Below are 19,076 nucleotides of genomic sequence, written 5' to 3'. Positions count from 1 at the left end.
TACTGTTAACCGTGGGATCGTGAAGGTCGCACACAATGACTAGCGGTTCCGATCGGTCGATGGGTGCCCGGCTGGTTCCGGACGTGATACGTCGCGGGATCGTTCGCAAGTTCGCGACGGTGTTGTTCGTGTTGATCCTCGCGACGGGAGCCGTCGGCGCGTACGCCGTCTCCTCGACGACCGCGGACCTTCAGGAGAACGTCAGGGGCGACCTGACGACGGTGACGACCTCGGAGGCCGACGGACTCTCCGAGTGGATGAGCCAGCGGAGCACAGCCGTTCGAATGATATCGGAGTACCAGGACGTGCGCGAGGGGAACACTGCGAAGCTCCGGCCGGTGTTCACCACGGAACTTCGCTCCCTCCCGAACGACGTGCACGCGATCCACTACGTCGACACGGACGAGGAGACCGTCCTCGCGTCTAGCAACTCGGAGCTCGAGGGCGCGTCGCTCGCGGAGGCGTCCTTGACGTGGACGCCCGCGGTGGCCCCCGCCTCCGCCGATCGGACGGCCACGTCGTCGGTGTACCGAACGAACGACGGGCCGATGATCGGCTTCGTCAGCGCCGTCCCCTCCGCCCCCGATCGCGCGGTGGTGCTCGTCGCCGACACTCGGGCCATCGGCGAGGGCTTCTCCACGCCCGTCGAGGGCGGGTTCGTCCGCGTCGTCGACCGCAACGGAATCGTGGTGATGGCGGACGACCCTGACGCGATCAGCCAATCGTACCTCGGCGCCACCGGCGACGACTTCCAGCGCGCGCTCGACGGCAACGACGTGGTGACCGAGGACGCGGCGATCGAGGACGCGCTGAACCGCGAGCTCGTCGTCTCGTACGCCCGCGTTCCGGGTGTCCCGTGGGTGATGGCCGTCCACGTCCCGGCCGACGGCGCGTACGCGGTCGCCGACGGCGTGCGACAGAACATCCTCCTGCTGGTCGCCACCGCCCTCCTCGGGTTCCTGCTCGCGGGGGTACTCATCGCCAAGCCCACCGGCGACGCGCTCGACGACCTCAGCGACCGCGCCCGGGCGCTCGGCTCCGGCGACCTCGACGTGTCCGTCTCGACGAGTCGGATCGACGAGATCGGCACGCTGTACGGCTCCTTCGGCGACATGCGCGACGACCTGTCCGACCGGATCGAGCAGGCCCGAACCGAACGCGAGCGGGCCGACGACGCGAGAGCGGAGGCGGAGGCGCTGGCCGACACGCTGGAGCGCCGCGCGAGCGAGTACGGCGACGCGATGGCGCGGTGTGCCGACGGCGACCTCACGGTCAGGCTCGACGAGGACGCCGACAACGAGGCGCTCGAGGAGATCGCCGGCGCGTTCAACCGGATGGTCGACGACCTCGAGGACACGGTCGGCACCGTCAGCACGTTCGCCGACGAGGTCGACGACCGCACCGTTGCCGTCGCCGCCGGCGCCGACCAGATCGAGGACGCGACCGAGTCCGTCAGCCGCGCGATGACCGACGTCGCCGGCGCCAGCGACGAGCAGGCCGAGCGGCTCGGCGAGGTCAGCGCCGAGATGAGCGGCCTCTCGGCGACCGTCGAGGAGATCGCTGCGACCGCCGCGGACGTGTCCGAACTCTCGGCGGAGGCCGCCGACAGCGCCGACGACGCCGGCGACGCCGCCGAGGACGCCCTCGAGGCGTTCACCGCGGTCGCGGACCGGACCGACCGGACCGCCGACGAGGTGGACCAGGTCGCCGAGGAGATGGCCGAGATCACCGAGGTCGTCGACATGATCGACGGGATCGCCGAGCAGACCAACCTGCTCGCGCTCAACGCGTCGATCGAGGCCGCACGGGCCGGCGAGGAGGGCGACGGCTTCGCCGTCGTCGCCGACGAGGTGAAGGCGCTCGCCGAGGAGACGAGCGACGCGACCGACGAGATCGCCGCCCGGATCGAGACGCTCCGGGAGGCGTCGCGGACGGCCGCCGACGACATGGCGGCGACCGAGGAGGTCGTCGACGACGGCGTCGAGGTCGTCGAGGAGGCGCTCGACGCCGTGCAGACGGTCGGCGACCGGATCGAGGAGGCCAACGACGGCGTCGAGTCGATCGACGCGGCCACCGACGACCAGGCGGCGACCACCGAGGAGGTCGTGGCGATGGCCGAGGAGGTGGCGGAGATCGGCGAGGACACCAGCGCCGACGTCGACAGCGCCGCCGCGTCCGCACAGGAGCAGACGGCCGCGGTCTCCGAGGTGAGCGAGTCCGCGGAGACGCTTTCGGCCCGCGTCGAGGAGCTCCGGGAGGTCGTCGCTCGCTTCGAGGTCTCCGAGGACGGCGACGGCGGGGCTGTCGGCGGGGCCGCCGACGGTACTGCGGTCGGCCCCTCCGCGGACGAACCCGCTGACGGCATCGACGAATCCGCCGGTGGCGCCGGCGACGCGGGCGACTCCGGCGTCGCGATGACGGACGGCGACGGCTTCGAGTACGTCGCCGACCGCGGCGGCTCCGCCGGCGACGACTGACCGCGGTCCGCCCCGCACTCGGGAGGTTTTTGCGTGGTGACGACCCACGACCGCCCGTGTCCGAGTTCCTCACGACCGGCAGTGACGCCGTCGATGACCTCCTGGGCGGCGGCATCGAGCGCGGCGTCGTCACCCAACTGTACGGCCCGCCGGCGTCGGGGAAGACGAACCTCTCGCTGACGGCGGCCGTCGAGGTCGCCGCCGCCGGCGGCTCGGTCCTCTACATCGACACCGAGGACCTCTCGATGACCCGGTTTCGCGACATCGCGGAGGCGCGGTCCGACGAACCCGTCGAGCAGGTCGCTGGCCGACTCGTCGTGAGCGAGGCCATGAGCTTCGAGGAACAGGGGCAGGCGGTGAAGGACGCCTCGGAGCTGGCCGACGGCGTCGACCTGATCGTCCTCGACTCCGCGACGGGGTTCTACCGGCTGGAGCGCACGGAGGACTCCCGCGGCGGCGAGTCCGTTCGCGAGGTCGCGCGCCACGTCACCCACCTCCTGTCGCTGGCGCGCAAACACGACCTCGCGGTGGTGATCACGAACCAGGTGTTCACCGACCCCGACGCCGATCGTGACCGGCCGCTCGGCGGCAACACCCTCGAACACTGGACGGGCGTCGTTCTCCGGCTGGAGCGCTTCCGCGGCGGCAACCGTCGGGCGACGCTGGAGAAACACCGCTCGCAGCCGGCCGGCGAGTCGGCACGCTTTCGGATAACCGACACCGGCGTCGAGGACGCCGACGAGCGGTAGCGCGCGGGGACCGGGACGGACGAGGAGGCGATAGCGCGCGGGGACCGGGACGGACGACGAGGAACCGACGGACCCGTCGTCGCCGCGGACGGCCGCGAGGGCCCGTGAGGTGCGATTCGAGCGATTCAAGTAGCCGCACGGGGTTTCGTTTCCTATGAAAGACCAGAGCGGACGCAGGAAGCGAAAGCGGACCGGCGGTCTCCGACGCCCCTCGAGCAACAAGAAGCGACACGAGCTCGGCCGCGAGCCCGCCGAGACGACCGTCGGCGAGCCGCGGTTCCGCGTCATCGACTCGCGCGGCACCAACGAGAAGGTCCGCGCGCTCTCGACGAACGTCGCGCAGGTCGCCAGCGGCGGGGAGACCGTCGAGGCCGAGATCGAGAACGTCGAGGAGAACCCCTCGAACGTGAACTACGTTCGCCGGAACATCATCACGAAGGGCGCGGTCATCTCCACCAGCGAGGGCGAGGCGCGCGTCACCTCGCGACCGGGCCAGACGGGTCAGGTCAACGCCGTTCTCGTCGAGTAACGTCGCCGTCGCCGTTCTCGGTGTTCTCTGTCACGGTAGCGACCGCTCCACGCAGCGCTATCCGGGTTCGGCGGATCCGACGGCGACTCGGAGGACTGGGTGTTCCGGTCCCCTCGAAGACGACCGCCAGGGTCGCGAGCGGTGACCGGGTCTTCCGACCGATCAGCCGCTCCCGGGGAGCGGACAGAGGCTCGCGGTGAACGCGGCGACCTCGTCGGTCTCGTTTCGCGCGCCGTGCACGTCGCCGCGCTCGTGGAGCACGACTCCCGGCGCGGCGACCGCCTCCGCCTCGTCGTCGCGGACGACCGTCACCTCGCCGTCGAGGACGTGGAAGACGTTCGTGCTGTCGGCGTGCTCGTGGGGGTCCAGTTCGGCGCCGGGGCCGAGCGCGAACAGCTTCACGAGCACGTCGTCGTCGACGACGAGCTCGGCGGTCTCGACGGCTCCGTCGCCGGGGTCGAGGTCGTCGAGCGCGTCCGCGAGGAGATCGAGTGCCATGTGGTGTCGTTTCGTTCGGACAGTAAAAGCGATCTGGAGCGCATGGTGGCGAAGCGCTCCGGGCGACGCCGCGCTCGCGCGGAACCGGTCCGTTCCGGCCGGTTCGGTGGCGGCGCGGCGCCGCCGCGGATCGGCGATCCGACCGCGGCCGACTGGTGGTGTCGACCCGGTCGTCGGCCGTCCCGTCGTGCCTCTCTCACCCTCGGTCCGGGGGTACGGGGACCCCCAGTCGCGTGTGTCAGTGGTGCCGGCACGTCGCCGGCGGGTTCCCGATCGCGCCTCGGCCGGTCCCCGAAGGAACCCCCGTCAGCGCGTCGGTGCGTCCGTCGATGTGTCGCGTGCTCGGGAGACTACCGCTCGCTTATCGGCCGTTGCCGTTGCCGTTGCCGTTGTTTCCGCGAGCGCCGTCGTCCTCGTCGTCATCGTCCTCGTCGTCGTCCTCTTCGTCGTCATCCTCCTCGTCGTCGTCAGCGTCGTCGTTCGGACCGGCGTCCTCGGGCGGACCGCGGTCGTCGGTCTCGTTCTCGTCGTCGCCGTTCGGTCCGACGTCCTCGGGCGGGCCGCGGTCGTCGGTCTCGTTCTCGTCGTCACCGTCGGGACCGACGTCCGCGGGCGGACCGCGCTCGCCGTCGGCACCGTTCCCGGCGACGGAGCTGACCGCCTCGCCGAGCGAGCTGGCGTTCGTATCGCCGTTCATGTACGCGTTGATGGCCGAGACGACGGCCTTCGCGTTCTCGGAGGCGTCGGCGGGCAGGCCGATCTGGGGACCGCGTCGGTCGGTCTCGTTCTCGTCGGTCTCGTTCGTCTCCTCCTCGGTGGTCTCGGCCGTGAACTCGGCGCTCTCGACGCTCACGGAGTCGTTCTCGAACGCGAGCACGATCTCGCCGGAGACGTTCTCCCCGGTCACGTCGAGCACGACCTCCCCGGTCTCGGAGGCGTTCACGTCGAACGCGACGGAGCCGTCCGCGTCGGTGGTGCCGACGAGGGAGCCGTTACGGGCCATCGACAGCCCCTCGACGCCGCTCCCGTTCGCGGTCACGGTGACCGTCGCCGTTCCGTTGTCGTACGCGGCGTCAGTCTCGTACTCGTCGACGGACGCGTCGGTCGCGGCGACCGTCGCCCCTGTTCCGGTACTCGTCGCGGCTGCGCCCACGCCGGCGCTCATGAGGAGCGACGCCAGGGCGACCGCGAGCAGCTTTGTCGCGTTCATCACGACTGTCGCCTGTCGCCCCGTGGTAAAGAAGGGGGTAAACTCCGAACCCGAATTCCCGGATTTGAAGCCCTGTAAAGCCGGATTAAGTCCGATTAACCGAGAAACGCGGCGCGCCCGCGTCGCCGCCGACGGGATCGAGCGATCGGAGGAGGCACCGTCGCCCGTGGCGGCGCGCACGCGTCGATCGACCGGCGACTCGTGGTCGACCGGCGGCTCACTGGAGACCGACGGCGCGGCTCACGCGCCTGCGACGAGCTCGTCGGCGACCACTGCCGCCGAGAGCAGTTCCGGATCGACCGCCAGATCGGCCTGCCCCTTCGCGAACTCCGGCAGCGAGTCGGTCGCGTAGACGACCGCGCGCACGTCGGGGTTCCGGTCCTTCGCGACGGCGATCCCCGTCGCCTCCGCGGTGTCGGTGATGACGAACAGCGCCGCGTCGTCGATGCCGGCGTCGTCGAGGGTGCCGCCGGTGACGGGCCCGTCGATTCGCGAAACCGTCACGTCGAGCGACTCGAGTTCCTCGCCGAGGCCCGCTGAATCGGGACCGGCGACGACGGCGGAGAGGTCTGTCATTGTCGGTTCGAGTCGGCTGGACGGGATAAGCTTCGTGTCTCGCCGATCCGCGGTGACCCGTTGGCCGAGCCATCCCGGACGGACACACAGGGGACTGCGTGCGTGGGTACCGGGGCTGCCGAACCGGCGGATGGGTCCGGAACGCCGATCCGGTCACTCGGACTCGGTCGCCGCTATTCGTACTCGATCGTCGCGGGCGGCTTGTGCGTCACGTCGTACACGACGCGCGCCACGTCGTCGTTCTCGCCGGTGATCCGCGACTGGATCCGCTGGAGCGTCTCCCACGGGAGGTTCTGCGCCCGGGCGGTCATGCCGTCGCGGCTCTCAACCGAGCGCACGGAGACGACCCAGCCGTGGACGCGGTTGTCGCCCTTCACGCCCGTCGCCTTGCCGATGACGGCGGCGAACGCCTGCCACGGGTCGTGCTCCGCGACCTCCTCCTCGACGACGTGGTTCGCGTCGCGGGCCACCGCCAGCTTCTCCTCGGTGACCTCGCCGATGATGCGGACGGCGAGGCCCGGGCCGGGGAACGGCATCCGCTCGGAGATGACGGCCTCCAGATCGAGGGCGCGGGCGACCTCGCGGACCTCGTCCTTGTAGAGGTCGCGAACGGGCTCGACGATGCCCTCGAAGTCGACCACGTCGGGCAGGCCGCCGACGTTGTGGTGGGACTTGATGTTCCCCTCGCTCTCGATGCGGTCGGGGTAGATGGTGCCCTGCACGAGGTACTCCGCGTTCGTCTCTCTGGCCTCGCGCTCGAACTCGCGGATGAACTGCTCGCCGATGACGTGGCGCTTCTCCTCGGGGTCGGTGACGCCCGCGAGCGCGTCCAGGAAGCGACCCTGCGCCTCCACGACCTCCAGCGAGTCCATGAACGCGAACGTCTCGCGGATCTGGTCCGTCTCCCCCTTGCGCATCAGCCCGGTGTCGACGTACACCGGGGTGAGCTGATCGCCGATCGCGCGGTACGCCAGCGCCGCCGCGACCGACGAGTCGACGCCGCCCGACAGCGCGATGATCGCGTTCGCGTCGCCCACGGCCTCGCGGATCTCGGTCGTCGCCTCGTCGATGAACTCCTCGACGTTCACCATCAGGCGGTCACCTCCCCGTCGGCGACGGCGTCGCGGTCGCCGGTCGACTCGTCCCCGTGCGGATCCGTCTCGTCGAGCACCGCATCGAGCAGGCCGACGAACGGCGGCGACGCGCGATCGGGTCGCGAGCGGAACTCGGGGTGGAACTGTGTGCCGACGAAGTACGGGTGGTCGTCGCGTTCGAGGATCTCCATACGCGGTCCGGCGTGTCCCGAGAACACGAGTCCGTCGGTCTCCAGTTCGTCGATGTAGTTCGGGTTCACCTCGTAGCGGTGCCGGTGGCGCTCCGTACAGGAGTCGGCGTCGTAGATCCGCTCGGCGAGCGTGTCCGAGTCGATCTCCGTCTCGTGGGCGCCGAGGCGCATCGTGCCGCCCATGTCCTCCTCGTCGTGCTGGTCGGGCAGCAGGTCGATGACGGGGTACGGCGTCTCCGGCTCGAACTCCGCGGAGTCGGCGTCCTCCCAGCCGAGGACGTTGCGCGCGTGCTCGACGACGGCCATCTGGAAGCCGAGACAGAGGCCGAGGAAGGGAACGTCGTGCTCCCGGGCGTAGCGGACGGCCTCGACCTTCCCCTCGGTGCCGCGGGAGCCGAAGCCGCCGGGGACGACGACGCCGTCGGCGGACTCCAGCCGATCGCGGTGGGCGCCGTCGGCCTCGTCGGCGGCGACCCAGACGACGTTCACGTCGACGCCGTGCTCCAGTCCGGCGTGTTTGAGCGCCTCGTGGACGCTCATGTACGCGTCCTCGAGGTCGTACTTGCCGACCAGGGCGATGTCGATCTCGCCGGTCCGCTCGCGCGTGACGAGGTCGCGCCAGGTGTTCTCGCGTTCGTCCTCGGGGAGCGCCTCCTCGGCGAGTTCCAGCCGTTCCATCACGTGCTGATCGAGGCCCTCCTCCTCGACGGTGAGGGGGACGTGGTACACGTCGTCCACGTCGGGGTTCGAGAAGACGGCCTCGGTTGGCACGTCACAGAAGAGCGCGATCTTCTCCTTCGTCGAGTCGTCGAGTTCGTCGTCACACCGACCGACGAGGACGTCGGGCTGGAGGCCGATCGAGCGCAGTTCCTTCACGGAGTGTTGCGTCGGCTTGGTCTTCTGTTCGCCGTTCTTCGAGTAGGGGACGAGCGTGACGTGCGTGAAGAGGATGTCCTCGTCGTCCTCCTCGTGGGCGAACTGCCGCAACGCTTCGAGATACGGCATCCCCTCGATGTCGCCGACGGTGCCGCCGATCTCGACGAGACACACGTCGCTTCCCTCGGCGGCCTCGCGGATGCGCCGCTTGATGTCGTCGGTGACGTGCGGAATGACTTGCACCGTCTTGCCGAGGTAGTCGCCGGCGCGCTCCTTCTCGATGACGTGCTGGTACGTCTTCCCGGTCGTGACGTTGTGGTCGGAGGTCATGTCCACGCCGAGGAACCGCTCGTAGTTCCCCAGGTCGAGGTCGACCTCGCCCCCGTCCTTCAGGACGTACACCTCCCCGTGCTGGTACGGGTTCATCGTCCCCGCGTCGACGTTCAGGTACGGGTCGATCTTGACGGCGGTCACGTCGAACCCGGCGTTGGCCAACAGCCGGCCCGTCGAGGCGGCGGTGATCCCCTTTCCAAGGCCGGACATCACCCCGCCCGTGACGAAAATGAACTTGCGACCCAGCGATGGGTCATACCCCGTCTGTTCAGTCGGCATAGTGTGGGTGCGGCAGGCCCGTGGAAAACCGTTTCGGAGCCGCCATCACCCGTCCTCGCGACGAGTCGTTTCGACCCGTGAGGCCGTCGATCGCGACCGTCTCGTCGGCGAGGGATCGGTGTCGGCCCCGGAGTCGGCGTCGACGAGGGATCAGTGAGGGATCCGGTCGCGCGTCGTCGGCGAGTCCGACCGCGCGCCGTGCGGCGTCCGACGCCGATCGGCCGGCCGGTGACCGCACCTTTAGGTTGGTTCCGCCCCTGTGTCAGTGCATGCGAGTAGTCGTCGCCGGCGGCACCGGCTTCATCGGGACGCATCTCTGTACGGAACTCGACCAGCGCGGCCACGAGGTCGTGACGATCGCCCGCGATCCGACCGGGGCGGGGCTCCCCGACGGCGTCGTCACCAAGGCGGGCGACGTGACCGACCGCGACTCCCTCGTGGACGCCGTGGAGGGCGCCGACGTGGTCGTGAACCTCGTCGCGCTGTCGCCGCTGTTCAAGCCCGACGGCGGCGACGAGCAGCACGAGCGGATCCACCTCCGGGGGACCGAGAACCTCCTCGCCGTCGCCGAGGACGCCGACGTCGACCGCTTCGTCCAGATGTCCGCGCTCGGCGCGGACCCGGACGGGCCGACCCACTACATCCGTGCGAAGGGACACGCCGAGGAGGCCGTCCGCGAGAGCGAGATCGAGCACGTGATCGCCCGCCCGTCGGTCGTCTTCGGCGACGGCGGCGAGTTCGTCTACTTCACGAAGCGACTGAAGGAGATCTTCGCGCCCGGCGTTCCGGTGTACCCGCTCCCCGGCGGCGGTCGGAACCGCTTCCAGCCGATCTGGGTCGGGGATCTGGTTCCGATGCTCGCCGACGCCGTCGCCGACGCCGAGCACGCCGACCGGACGTACGAGTTCGGCGGCCCGGACGTGCTGACGCTCCGGGAGATATCGGAGAGGGTGTTCGAGTCGGAGGGGAACTCGATCACGGTGGTCCCGCTCCCGATGGGGCTGGCGAAGGTCGGCCTCTCCGTACTGGGATCGGTCGGCTTCCCTATGGGTCGCGACCAGTACCGATCGCTACAGCTCGACAACGTCGTCTCTGAGAACGACGTCGGCGCGTTCGGCGTCGCCGAGGCGGACCTGAAGCCGTTCGACGAGTACCTGCGCGGCGTGGCCGCCGGGGAGGACGCCGGCGGGACTGCTGCCGCCTGACCGACTCGACCCCGTTCGATCGCCCCGATACCGCGGATCGCCACGCGACCCACGCCCACCCGAGATCCACCTCTCCGCCCGTCAACTCCACGCACGAGAGGCGTTCGACTGTCGTTCGACCGGGGCTGTCACCCTTCGGCTCCGTCCGACAGGCCGGGATAAACGTGTCATACGACCGTCTCGATATCGGGTGTATCGGATATCCGATACTCCGTCGATCGCGGCCCTGCACGCGATTTTCGGCCGAACGAGCGTCGCTCGCTCTCTCGGCAGTGATAGCCCCATCAGAAGGTTTATGACCGCGCTCTCTCTGAATCTGGCGTAATGAGGAGGGGAGACGTATGAAACTGGCACTCATCGGATTCGGTCAGGCGGGGGGGAAGATCGTGGACAAGTTCGTCCAGTACGACCAGCGTACGGGCAGCGAGATCGTGCGTGCGGCGATCGCGGTCAACACGGCCAAGGCGGACCTCATGGGGCTCGAGGAGATCCCGGAGAGCCAGCGGGTGCTCATCGGGCAGTCCCGAGTCAAGGGCCACGGGGTCGGCGCCGACAACGAACTCGGCGCGGAGATCGCCGAGGAGGACATGGACGAGGTGCAGGGCGCCATCGACTCGATCCCGGTCCACGAGGTCGACGCGTTCCTCGTCGTCGCCGGGCTCGGCGGCGGGACCGGCTCCGGCGGCGCGCCGGTGCTCGCGAAGCACCTGAAGCGGATCTACACCGAACCCGTCTACGGGCTGGGCGTGCTGCCCGGCTCCGACGAGGGGGGGATCTACACGCTCAACGCCGCACGCTCGTTCCAGACGTTCGTCCGTGAGGTGGACAACCTCATGGTGTTCGACAACGACGCGTGGCGCAAGACCGGAGAGTCCGTCTCCGGCGGCTACGACGAGATCAACGAGGAGATCGTCAAGCGGTTCGGCATCCTCTTCGGCGCCGGGGAGGTCGACCAGGGGCAGGAGGTCGCCGAGTCCGTCGTCGACTCCTCGGAGATCATCAACACGCTCGCGGGCGGGGGCGTCTCGACGGTCGGCTACGCCAGCGAGGAGGTCGAGGAGACGGCCGGCGGCGGCGGGCTGCTGTCGCGGCTCACCGGCGACGACGGCGACGACGACCTCGACACGGCCCACACGACCAACCGGATCACCTCGCTCGTGCGCAAGGCGGCGCTGGGCCGTCTCACGCTCCCGTGTGAGATCGACGGAACCGAGCGCGCGCTGCTCGTCATGGCCGGCCCGCCCGAGCACCTCAACCGCAAGGGGATCGAGCGCGGTCGCAAGTGGCTCGAGGAGGAGACCGGATCGATGGAGGTCCGCGGCGGCGACTACCCCGTCAGCGGATCGGGGTTCGTCGCGAGCGTGATCCTGCTGTCGGGGGTCACGAACGTCCCGCGGATCAAGGAGCTCCAGCAGGTCGCCATCGAGGCGCAGGACAACATCGACGACATCCAACAGGAGAGTCAGGACAACCTCGACACCCTCATCAGCGATGACGAGGACGAACTTGAGTCGCTGTTCTGAGCTCACTGCGGTCCTCGCGGTTCTCGCCCTCCTGTTCGCGGCGGTCGCACCGGCGGCGGCGGTGTCCGTGCAGGAGACCGACGTGCCCGACAGCGGCGAGGTGGACTCGCAGGTGACGGCGACGGTGACGCTGACGCAGCTGTACGACACCTACGAGACGTGGCAGCTCGCCGGAGACACCGGACTGCGGGACGTCACCTGGACGGTGACGTTCCTGAACCAGGCCGGTAACCAGGTGCGTCAGGAGTCGTACGACGGGCAGAACTTCACCGGCGCCACGGTCGACATCGACGAGGGCACCTCCGAGGTCCGCGTTCGCGTGACCGGGACGGTGCCGGCCGTCGAGTCGTACAGCTACGACCCGCAGCAGTCGTTCACGCTGTTCGCGCTCGATCAGACCCGGGAGGGCGGCACGTCGAACGAGCTGGCGAACCGGTCGGCGACCCACTACACGAGCGAGAGCCGTGAGGCGCGCGAGGCGATGGAGTCGGCCCGGACGGCGATCGACGCCTCCGGCAACCCCGACACCGCCGAGGAGTCGTTCGACAGCGCCGTTAACGCCTACGAGGCTGGCAACTTCGACAACGCGATCACGCTGGCCGAGCGCGCCGAGACCGAGGCGAACCAGGCCGAGAGCAGCCAGCAGCGTAACCAGCTGATCCTGTACGGCGTCGCCGGACTGGTCGTGCTCGGCGCCCTCGCGGGCGGCGTCGTGCTGTTCCTGCGGAGTCGCGGGGACGGCTACGACAAGCTCGGCTGACGCCGGCCGCTCCTTTTCCCGTGTCCGACACCGTCGACGCGCTCGTTCCGTTCGCTCCGGATCGCCCGAAGACGCGGCTCTCGGACGCCCTCGACACTGCCGAGCGTCGGGAGTTCGCCGGGGCGATGCTGTCGGACGTGCTCGCGGCGCTGCGGGCGGCTGACTTCTCCCCGCGGCTGCTCACCACCGAGGCGACCGGTCGTGACGTTCCCGAGACGGTCGACGACCGCCCGCTCACCGAGGCGGTGAACGCCGCTCTCGCCGACCACGACCCCTCGCCCGAGTCGCCGCTGGCGGTCGTGATGTCGGATCTCGCGCTCGCGACGCCGCGGGCGTTCGCGCGCCTGCGCCGCGACGGCGACGACGCCGGCGACGTCGTCATCGCGCCGGGACGCGGCGGCGGCACGAACGCCCTGCTCGTTCGGCACCCCGAGTTCCGCGTCGACTACCACGGCGCCTCGTACCTCGACCACCTCCGGGTCGCCCGCCGCGTCGGCGCGAGCGTTCGCGAGGTGGACTCGCGGCGACTGGCCACGGACATCGACGAGCGGGACGACCTGACGGAGGTGCTGCTCGCGGGCGACGGCGCCGCCCGAGACTGGCTTCGCGACGCGGGCTTCCGGCTCGACGCCGGCGACGGACGCGTGTCGGTCGAACGAACGCGAGAATAGGGTTCGACCGATCGGTTCGGGGTCGGGTGAGCGGGGGAAACCGGTGTCGGTCGCCAGTCGCTACTCGCCGTCGAGTTCGAGGCTCGTCACCATCGCCTTCGCGGCGTCCATCTCGTCCTCGTTGACGCCGTGGCCCATCCCCTCGTAGATGCGCTCGTCCACGTCCGCGCCCAGTTCCTCCAGCACCTCGGTCGTCTCCTTCACGCGCTCCAGCGGGATGTGGGGATCGACGTCCGAGCACCCGAGGAAGGCGGGCGTCCCGTCGAGGTCGCCGTCGTACTCGCGGGGCGTCCCCTCGGGACCGATCAGACCGCCTGAGAAGCCGACGAGACCCCCGTACTGGCGGGCGTTGCGCGTGACCCACTCCGAGGAGAGGCACGCGCCCTGGGAGAAGCCGAGCAGGAGCACGCGCTCGTGGCCGACGGCGTCGGCGGCCGCGTCGACGACGCTGCCGACGAACGCGAGCGCGGAGTCGAGGTGCGGCTGATTCTTCGTCGTCTCCTCCATGAACGAGTGGGGGTACCAGGTGTTGCGGCTGGCCGACGGGGCGAGGTACGCCACGTCGTCGGTGCCGAACTCGCCGGCCATCCCGAGGATGCTGCGGGCGGTCGCGCCGCGGCCGTGAACCATCACGACCGCCGCCGTCGCCTCGTCCAGGTCGGCGCCGGCGTGGCGAACGGGCTGGCCGCCGTGGGGGCCGTCGACCCCGCTGGTGTCGATGTCGGTCATCGTCGGGTATGGCGTCCGCCAGGGGGGAATCGGTTCCGGTGCCGGAACACGGCGGTGAACGGACCCCTCCCCGGCCGCTGGCGCCGGGCGCGGTGAGCCGGCGAGCGCGACCGACTCGTTTTTGCCCCTCGGTCGGCGACCTCACGGCGTGTTCCCCGGGGCCGAGGAGTACGGCGTCGAGATCGAGGTCGCCGAGCGCGAGGTCGAGCGACTGCTGTCGGTCACGCCCGACGACGTCGACGCGGCACCGGAACTCACGTTCGCCCGGAACGTGTTCGTCCCGCTGACGACCGCCTGCCGGTACACCTGCAGCTACTGCACCTACTACGACGTGCCCGGCGAGGCGAGCCTGCTGTCCCCGGAGGAGGTGCGCGAGCGGTGCCGCGTCGGCGCCGACGCCGGCTGTACGGAGGCGCTGTTCACCTTCGGCGACAAGCCGGACGACCGCTACACGGGCATCCACGAGCAGTTGACGGAGTGGGGGTACGACTCGATCGTCGACTACCACGAGCGCGCCTGCGAGATCGCGCTGGAGGAGGGCCTGCTTCCGCACTCGAACCCCGGCGACCTGACCGAGGCGGAGTTCCGCCGCCTCCGCGACGTGAACGCCTCGATGGGCGTGATGCTGGAGACGACCGCCGACGTGGACGCCCACGCCGGGAGCAGGCGGAAGACGCCCGGCCAGCGCCTGAACACGATCCGGGCCGCGGGGGAGGCCCGGGTCCCCTTCACGACGGGCATCCTCGTCGGCATCGGCGAGGGCTGGCGCGACCGCGCCGAGTCGCTGCTTTCGATCCGCGCGCTCCACGAGCGATACGGCCACGTGCAGGAGGTGATCGTCCAGCCGGTGACGCCGAACGAGCGCTCCGACTTCGAGGGACCGACGACGGGGACGATGCGGCGCGTGACGGCGATGGCCCGCGCCGCGCTGCCCGACGGGGTGTCGGTGCAGTCGCCGCCGAACCTCGCGCCGGTGCGTGACCTGCTGGACTGTGGCGTCGACGACCTCGGCGGCGTCTCGCCGGTGACGGACGACTACATCAACCCGGAGTACGCGTGGCCCGCCCTCGACGAGCTCCGCGAGATCGCGAACTCGGGCGGCGTCCCGCTGCACGAGCGGCTCCCGACCCACGAGCGGTTCCTCCCGGCCCGGTATCGACGGGCCGGCTTCGACGGCGACCCCGCGCCGGGACGCTGGCTCCACGGCCGGATCCCCGAGGCGCTGGCCGACGAGAGCGTCCACGGGGATCGCTTCCGCGGGGTCGCCCGCCGGGACGCACCGCTGCCGGTGTGAGCCGCACCCCGGAGTGAACGCGGCCGACCGGAGCGGGCGACGGAACTGGTGCGAACGCCGGCGACTGGAGTCACGCGGGAGCGACCGACGCCAGCAGATTCTTCCCCCGTCCGGCCCAGCCCGATCGCGTACATGTACGCCGTGACATCGACGGTCGCTGCGCTCGCCCTGCAGATAGACGCCGGGGCGGTCGTCGCCCGGCTGGGGGGGTACGCGACGAACGTGCTCGGGTTCGTGCTCGGGTTCGTGCTCACCTATCTCCTCGGCAAGCTGATCCTGCTCCCGCTCGCCCGCCGAGTCCTGAACCGTCGCGGCTTCGACCGAACCGTACAGAGCCTCGCGGACAGCGTGCTCGCTGCGCTCGTGGTCGTGTTGGCGATCTCGATCGGCTTCATGGCGGCCGGCTTCCCGCGGTTCCTCACCGCGGTGGCGACGCTCGGCGGCGCGTTCGCGCTGGCGATCGGCTTCGCCGCGCAGGACCTCATCGGCAACTTCGTCGCCGGGGTGTTCATCATCAAGGACAAGCCGTTCGAGGTGGGCGACTGGATCGAGTGGAACGACAACGCGGGCCGCGTCGAGGACATCGACCTGCGCGTCTCGCGGGTGCGAACCTTCGACAACGAGCGCGTCACCGTCCCGAACGGGGAGCTCGCGAACAACGCGATCACGAACCCCGTCGCCTACGACACGCTCCGCCAGAAGTTCGTCTTCGGCATCGGCTACGACGACGACATCGACCACGCGACCGACTGCATCCTCGAGGAGGCCGAGGCGGTCGACGGGATCCTCTCGGACCCGGCCCCCTCGGTGCGCGTCACCGAGCTCGGCGACTCGGCGGTCGGCCTCCAGAGCCGCTTCTGGATCGACGAGCCCGACCGCGGGGACTTCGTCCGCGTCCGCTCGGAGTACGTGCAGGCGGTGAAGGAGCGCTTCGACGAGGAGGGGATCGACATGCCGTACGTCCACCGCCAGCTCACCGGCGAGGTGGAGGTGCTCGAGTCGGTCGCCGGTGACGTGGCCGGCTCCGTCGACACGCAGGCGGCGACTGACGGCACGGGCGACGGAGACTGACGACGCGCGTGGGTCACGCGTCGTCCGTCCGTCGTCCCGCTCCTCGCAAGACACATATCCCTCGGCCGACACACTCTCGATAGTGACTCTGCGCTCGCGCCTCGAAACGCTGTTCGACGACACCTACGAGCGCGTGCTGCGCCGGGAGATCGGCGACGGGCCGAAACACGTCGCGATCATTCAGGACGGGAATCGCCGGTACGCTCGCAGCCGCGGCGACGACGCGCCCGACGGCCACCGGGCGGGCGCCGACACGACCGAGCGGGTGCTCGACTGGTGTGCCGACCTCGGGGTCGAGGAGCTCACCCTGTACGCCTTCTCGACGGAGAACTTCGACCGGCCGGACGACGAGTTGGACCCGCTGTTCGACCTGCTGGAGGACAAGCTCCGTGAGTTCGCCGACGCCGACCGCGTCCACGAGCAGGGGGTGTGTATCCGCGCGCTGGGCGACGTGGGGCGGCTCCCCGAGCGCGTCCGGGACGCCGTCGAGTACGCCGAATCGCGCACCGCCGGCTACGACGAGTTCACGTTGAACATCGCGCTGGCGTACGGCGGCCGCAACGAACTGCTCGGGGCGGTCCGGGAGGTCGCCCGCGACGTGGCCGACGGCGACCTCGCCGCCGACGACGTCGGCGTCGCCGAGGTCGAGTCGCGGCTGTACCGCCGCCCCGTCCGCGACGTGGACCTCATCATCAGGACGGGGGGCGACGAGCGGACCTCGAACTTCCTGCCGTGGCACGCCAACGGCAACGAGGCGGCGGCGTACTTCTGCTCGCCGTACTGGCCGGAGTTCTCGAAGGTGGACTTCCTGCGCTCCATTCGCACCTACGAGGCGCGCGAGGAGTCGTGGCGACGCACACGCGTCGAGCGCGGGGCCGCGCTCGTGCGGTCGCTCGCGGCGGTCGAACTCGGCGAGGCGAAGGCGGTGGCGGCGCGCCTGCGCGATCGGCTCCCGGGCGAGGCGACCGACGAGGAGCTGACCGAGGCGCTGGAGACCGGCGCCGCGGGCGAGGCGGCCGACTGACCGGGGCGTTCCCGACGTGGCCCGACCGACGGCCCCTCACTTCCCGAACCGGCGCTGCCGGTTCTGGTAGTCCAGCACCGCCCGGAGGTAGTCCCGCTTCCGGAAGTCGCGCCAGTTCACGTCGGTGAAGTACAGCTCCGAGTAGACCGACTGCCAGATGAGGAAGTCCGAGAGCCGCTCGGCGCCCGTCTTGATGACGAGGTCCGGCTCCTCGGGGAAGATCAGGCGGTCCTCGATGTCCGCCCCCGCGACCTCGTCGGGGTCGAGGTCGCCGGCCTCGACGGCCTCGGCGACCTCGCGGACGGCGGCGGCGAACTCCCGTTTGCCGCCGAGGCCGATGTTCACCCGGATCGGCGCGTCCGCGCGCTCGGTGTCGTCGGGCGTGCGGACCGCGATCGATCGGGGCGCGTCGACGTCGGCCAGTTCCCTCGCGAGCGTGTCGACCACGGCCTCGTCGAGCACGGACACCGAGACGGTGACGCGCTCGGCCCCGTACTCGAAGGCCCACCGGAGGAACGACTCCAGCGTGTCGTATGCGCCCTGTTCGAGCAGGTCGCGCTCGGTGATGACGAGCGCGACGTGGGCGGGCGAGTCGCCGGGGTTGCGCCGGTGGCGAACGCCGAGGTACGCGTCGTAGAGTCCCACTGCTGGTTCGGCGATCCGACGGGCGCCCGAAAGCGTTACCGCTCTGGCCGCCGGGCCGATGCCGTCCCACCGACGGGTCGACGCCGTCCCACCGGCGGGAGCCGCCGTCCCGGGACCGTTAAGTGTGCGTCGGGGGTAGCCTCCGCCGTGAGACACCGACTCCGGCGTGCCGGGGCGTTCGCCGTCGTCGCCTCGGCGGTGTTGGCCGCGCCGTCGCTGGGGCCGGCCGCCGCCGCGCCGTTCGCCGCCGTCGCCGTCCTCGCGGCGTTCGTCGTCGAGGAGGGTCGGTTCTTCGAACTGTTCGCCCGTCCGGGCGACTACGAGGACCGGCGGCTCAACGGGCTCGCGGGGTTCGCGCTCGCGGCGACCGCCCTCGGCGTGTTGACCGCGCTCCCGCAGTCGCCGATGCCGGTCACCGTCTACGCCGCGAGCGTCCTCGCGCTGGCGTACGGCGTCCTCGGGCGCGAGTTCGCCAGCGAGTCCACGAGCGACGAGTTCGCCACGACGACCGCGTTCACGGTCACGGCGTTCGCGGCTGCGACGCTCGGGCAGGCCGCCGTCGCCGTCGCCGCCGACTCGTTCTCCGTCGCGGCGCTCCCGACGTACGTGTTCCTCGCGGCGACCGCCGCGCTCGTGGCAGCGCTCCTCCGCTCGGTGCTGTTCCCCCGAGACGACCCGATCGTGATCGTGTCGGTCGGCTTCCTCCTGTGGCTGCTGTCGGCGCTCGTCGCCGCCGGCGGCGTCGTCACGCCGACGCTCGTGGGCGTCGGCCTCGCGCTCACCGTCGGGCTCGGCGTCGTCTCGTACGTCCTCGAGACCGCGTCGGTCTCGGGGATGTTGACGGGCGTGCTGCTGGGCTTCGCGACGGTCGTGCTCGGCGGGCTCGGCTGGTTCGTCGTGCTCATCTCCTTTTTCGCCATCGGCGGGCTCGCCGCGAAGTTCCGCTTCGAGGAGAAGGACGCCCGCGGGGTGGCCGAGGGCAACGACGGCGCCCGCGGCGCCGGCAACGTCCTCGGCAACGCCGGGGTCGCGCTGTGCGCGGTGGTCGCGTTCGCGGCCGCGAGGGCCGTCGTTCCGGACACCGTCGCGCCGACGCTGATCGCGTTCGCGTTCGCCGGGTCGGTCGCGGCGGCGATGGCCGACACGCTCTCATCGGAGTTCGGCGGGCTGTTCGACGCGCCGCGGCTGGTGACGACGCTGCGGCCGGTCGACCCCGGCACCGACGGGGCGATCACGTGGCAGGGCGAGGTCGCGGGCGTCGCCGGCGCCGGGCTGGTGGCCGCGCTCGCGGCGCTGGCGATGCCGTTCGGCGGGTCGGCGGCGACGGGCGGCCTCGCGGGCA

Annotated in this window: 18 protein-coding genes; 11 read left to right on the top strand and 7 right to left on the bottom strand. The window is 70.6% G+C overall.

What is annotated here, in order from left to right; translation table 11 throughout:
* Positions 1-35 precede the first annotated feature (35 nt).
* From GRX01_RS00090 to GRX01_RS00080, 3 genes are all read left to right on the top strand, one after another.
* The gene (locus tag GRX01_RS00090; protein ID WP_159662185.1) at positions 36-2,477 is read left to right on the top strand and encodes a methyl-accepting chemotaxis protein; all 2,442 of its coding nucleotides are present in this window, start codon (positions 36-38) and stop codon (positions 2,475-2,477) included.
* A gap of 56 nt (positions 2,478-2,533) precedes the next feature.
* Entirely contained in the window at positions 2,534-3,226 is a 693-nt protein-coding gene (radB, locus tag GRX01_RS00085) for a DNA repair and recombination protein RadB (RefSeq protein ID WP_321167838.1), read from the top strand.
* A gap of 154 nt (positions 3,227-3,380) precedes the next feature.
* Positions 3,381-3,755, top strand: coding sequence for a 30S ribosomal protein S8e (locus GRX01_RS00080; protein WP_159662181.1), 375 nt, complete (start codon positions 3,381-3,383; stop codon positions 3,753-3,755).
* Between the two features lie 162 nt (positions 3,756-3,917).
* Here the strand turns inward: GRX01_RS00080 and GRX01_RS00075 are convergent, their stop codons facing one another.
* The 5 genes from GRX01_RS00075 to GRX01_RS00055 all read right to left on the bottom strand — a co-directional run bounded on the left by GRX01_RS00075 (position 3,918) and on the right by GRX01_RS00055 (position 8,812).
* Entirely contained in the window at positions 3,918-4,253 is a 336-nt protein-coding gene (locus GRX01_RS00075) for a cupin domain-containing protein (RefSeq protein WP_159662179.1), read from the bottom strand.
* Positions 4,254-4,614: 361 nt separating this feature from the next.
* Positions 4,615-5,463 carry a hypothetical protein gene (locus tag GRX01_RS00070; protein ID WP_159662177.1) on the bottom strand — a complete coding sequence of 283 codons (849 nt, stop codon included), beginning with the start codon at positions 5,461-5,463 and terminating at the stop codon, positions 4,615-4,617.
* A gap of 240 nt (positions 5,464-5,703) precedes the next feature.
* Positions 5,704-6,039, bottom strand: coding sequence for a DUF7126 family protein (locus GRX01_RS00065; RefSeq protein ID WP_159662175.1), 336 nt, complete (start codon positions 6,037-6,039; stop codon positions 5,704-5,706).
* Positions 6,040-6,212: 173 nt separating this feature from the next.
* On the bottom strand, positions 6,213-7,130 hold the full coding sequence (guaA, locus tag GRX01_RS00060) for a glutamine-hydrolyzing GMP synthase (protein ID WP_159662173.1): 918 nt from the start codon (positions 7,128-7,130) through the stop codon (positions 6,213-6,215).
* Entirely contained in the window at positions 7,130-8,812 is a 1,683-nt protein-coding gene (locus GRX01_RS00055; protein WP_159662171.1) for a CTP synthase, read from the bottom strand. Before GRX01_RS00055 ends, guaA begins: the two co-directional genes overlap by 1 nt.
* Positions 8,813-9,081: 269 nt before the next feature.
* On the opposite strand from GRX01_RS00055, the gene GRX01_RS00050 reads away from it, so the two are divergent.
* The 4 genes from GRX01_RS00050 (at position 9,082) to cofC (ending at position 12,971) form a co-directional block, all read left to right on the top strand.
* Positions 9,082-10,017 carry a complex I NDUFA9 subunit family protein gene (locus tag GRX01_RS00050; protein WP_159662169.1) on the top strand — a complete coding sequence of 312 codons (936 nt, stop codon included), beginning with the start codon at positions 9,082-9,084 and terminating at the stop codon, positions 10,015-10,017.
* A gap of 341 nt (positions 10,018-10,358) precedes the next feature.
* A complete protein-coding gene (locus GRX01_RS00045) occupies positions 10,359-11,540 on the top strand; it encodes a tubulin/FtsZ family protein (protein WP_159662167.1) in 1,182 nt (393 codons plus the stop codon).
* Positions 11,509-12,300, top strand: a complete 792-nt coding sequence (locus GRX01_RS00040; RefSeq protein WP_159662165.1) for a hypothetical protein — start codon at positions 11,509-11,511, stop codon at positions 12,298-12,300. Before GRX01_RS00045 ends, GRX01_RS00040 begins: the two co-directional genes overlap by 32 nt.
* Before the next feature lie 20 nt (positions 12,301-12,320).
* Positions 12,321-12,971 carry a 2-phospho-L-lactate guanylyltransferase gene (gene cofC / locus GRX01_RS00035; protein WP_321167837.1) on the top strand — a complete coding sequence of 217 codons (651 nt, stop codon included), beginning with the start codon at positions 12,321-12,323 and terminating at the stop codon, positions 12,969-12,971.
* A gap of 60 nt (positions 12,972-13,031) precedes the next feature.
* On the opposite strand, the gene GRX01_RS00030 is transcribed toward cofC, so the two are convergent.
* A complete protein-coding gene (locus GRX01_RS00030) occupies positions 13,032-13,700 on the bottom strand; it encodes an alpha/beta hydrolase (RefSeq protein WP_159662163.1) in 669 nt (222 codons plus the stop codon).
* Positions 13,701-13,848: 148 nt separating this feature from the next.
* Here GRX01_RS00030 and cofG point away from each other — a divergent pair, with 148 nt between their 5' ends.
* The 3 genes from cofG to uppS all read left to right on the top strand — a co-directional run bounded on the left by cofG (position 13,849) and on the right by uppS (position 17,089).
* The gene (gene cofG / locus GRX01_RS00025; RefSeq protein WP_321167836.1) at positions 13,849-14,994 is read left to right on the top strand and encodes a 7,8-didemethyl-8-hydroxy-5-deazariboflavin synthase subunit CofG; all 1,146 of its coding nucleotides are present in this window, start codon (positions 13,849-13,851) and stop codon (positions 14,992-14,994) included.
* A 132-nt stretch (positions 14,995-15,126) separates the two neighbouring features.
* The gene (locus GRX01_RS00020) at positions 15,127-16,065 is read left to right on the top strand and encodes a mechanosensitive ion channel family protein (RefSeq protein ID WP_159662159.1); all 939 of its coding nucleotides are present in this window, start codon (positions 15,127-15,129) and stop codon (positions 16,063-16,065) included.
* Between the two features lie 88 nt (positions 16,066-16,153).
* On the top strand, positions 16,154-17,089 hold the full coding sequence (uppS, locus tag GRX01_RS00015; protein ID WP_159663197.1) for a polyprenyl diphosphate synthase: 936 nt from the start codon (positions 16,154-16,156) through the stop codon (positions 17,087-17,089).
* A gap of 36 nt (positions 17,090-17,125) precedes the next feature.
* On the opposite strand, the gene GRX01_RS00010 is transcribed toward uppS, so the two are convergent.
* Positions 17,126-17,734: an undecaprenyl diphosphate synthase family protein gene (locus GRX01_RS00010; protein WP_321167835.1), complete on the bottom strand. Its 609-nt coding sequence runs from the start codon at positions 17,732-17,734 to the stop codon at positions 17,126-17,128.
* A 147-nt stretch (positions 17,735-17,881) separates the two neighbouring features.
* Here GRX01_RS00010 and GRX01_RS00005 point away from each other — a divergent pair.
* Positions 17,882-19,076: DUF92 domain-containing protein (locus tag GRX01_RS00005; protein WP_321167834.1), on the top strand; the 1,195-nt coding region annotated here is incomplete at its 3' end.

It is taken from the genome of Halobaculum saliterrae (assembly GCF_009831625.1).
GTDB classification, from domain to species: Archaea; Halobacteriota; Halobacteria; order Halobacteriales; family Haloferacaceae; genus Halobaculum; species Halobaculum saliterrae.
The sequence above is the reverse complement of the archived record's forward strand: the minus strand, read 5'-3'. Positions and strand labels throughout refer to the sequence as shown.

What these genes read in the sequence shown, in the direction of transcription:
- GRX01_RS00070 (WP_159662177.1), bottom strand. Translation starts at nt 5,463, where the DNA reads ATGAACGCGACAAAGCTGCTCGCGGTCGCCCTGGCGTCGCTCCTCATG.
- GRX01_RS00045 (WP_159662167.1), top strand. Translation starts at nt 10,359, where the DNA reads ATGAAACTGGCACTCATCGGATTCGGTCAGGCGGGGGGGAAGATCGTG.
- GRX01_RS00050 (WP_159662169.1), top strand. Translation starts at nt 9,082, where the DNA reads ATGCGAGTAGTCGTCGCCGGCGGCACCGGCTTCATCGGGACGCATCTC.
- GRX01_RS00020 (WP_159662159.1), top strand. Translation starts at nt 15,127, where the DNA reads ATGTACGCCGTGACATCGACGGTCGCTGCGCTCGCCCTGCAGATAGAC.
- GRX01_RS00075 (WP_159662179.1), bottom strand. Translation starts at nt 4,253, where the DNA reads ATGGCACTCGATCTCCTCGCGGACGCGCTCGACGACCTCGACCCCGGC.
- GRX01_RS00090 (WP_159662185.1), top strand. Translation starts at nt 36, where the DNA reads ATGACTAGCGGTTCCGATCGGTCGATGGGTGCCCGGCTGGTTCCGGAC.
- GRX01_RS00055 (WP_159662171.1), bottom strand. Translation starts at nt 8,812, where the DNA reads ATGCCGACTGAACAGACGGGGTATGACCCATCGCTGGGTCGCAAGTTC.
- GRX01_RS00080 (WP_159662181.1), top strand. Translation starts at nt 3,381, where the DNA reads ATGAAAGACCAGAGCGGACGCAGGAAGCGAAAGCGGACCGGCGGTCTC.
- guaA (WP_159662173.1), bottom strand. Translation starts at nt 7,130, where the DNA reads ATGGTGAACGTCGAGGAGTTCATCGACGAGGCGACGACCGAGATCCGC.
- GRX01_RS00030 (WP_159662163.1), bottom strand. Translation starts at nt 13,700, where the DNA reads ATGACCGACATCGACACCAGCGGGGTCGACGGCCCCCACGGCGGCCAG.
- GRX01_RS00065 (WP_159662175.1), bottom strand. Translation starts at nt 6,039, where the DNA reads ATGACAGACCTCTCCGCCGTCGTCGCCGGTCCCGATTCAGCGGGCCTC.
- GRX01_RS00040 (WP_159662165.1), top strand. Translation starts at nt 11,509, where the DNA reads ATGACGAGGACGAACTTGAGTCGCTGTTCTGAGCTCACTGCGGTCCTC.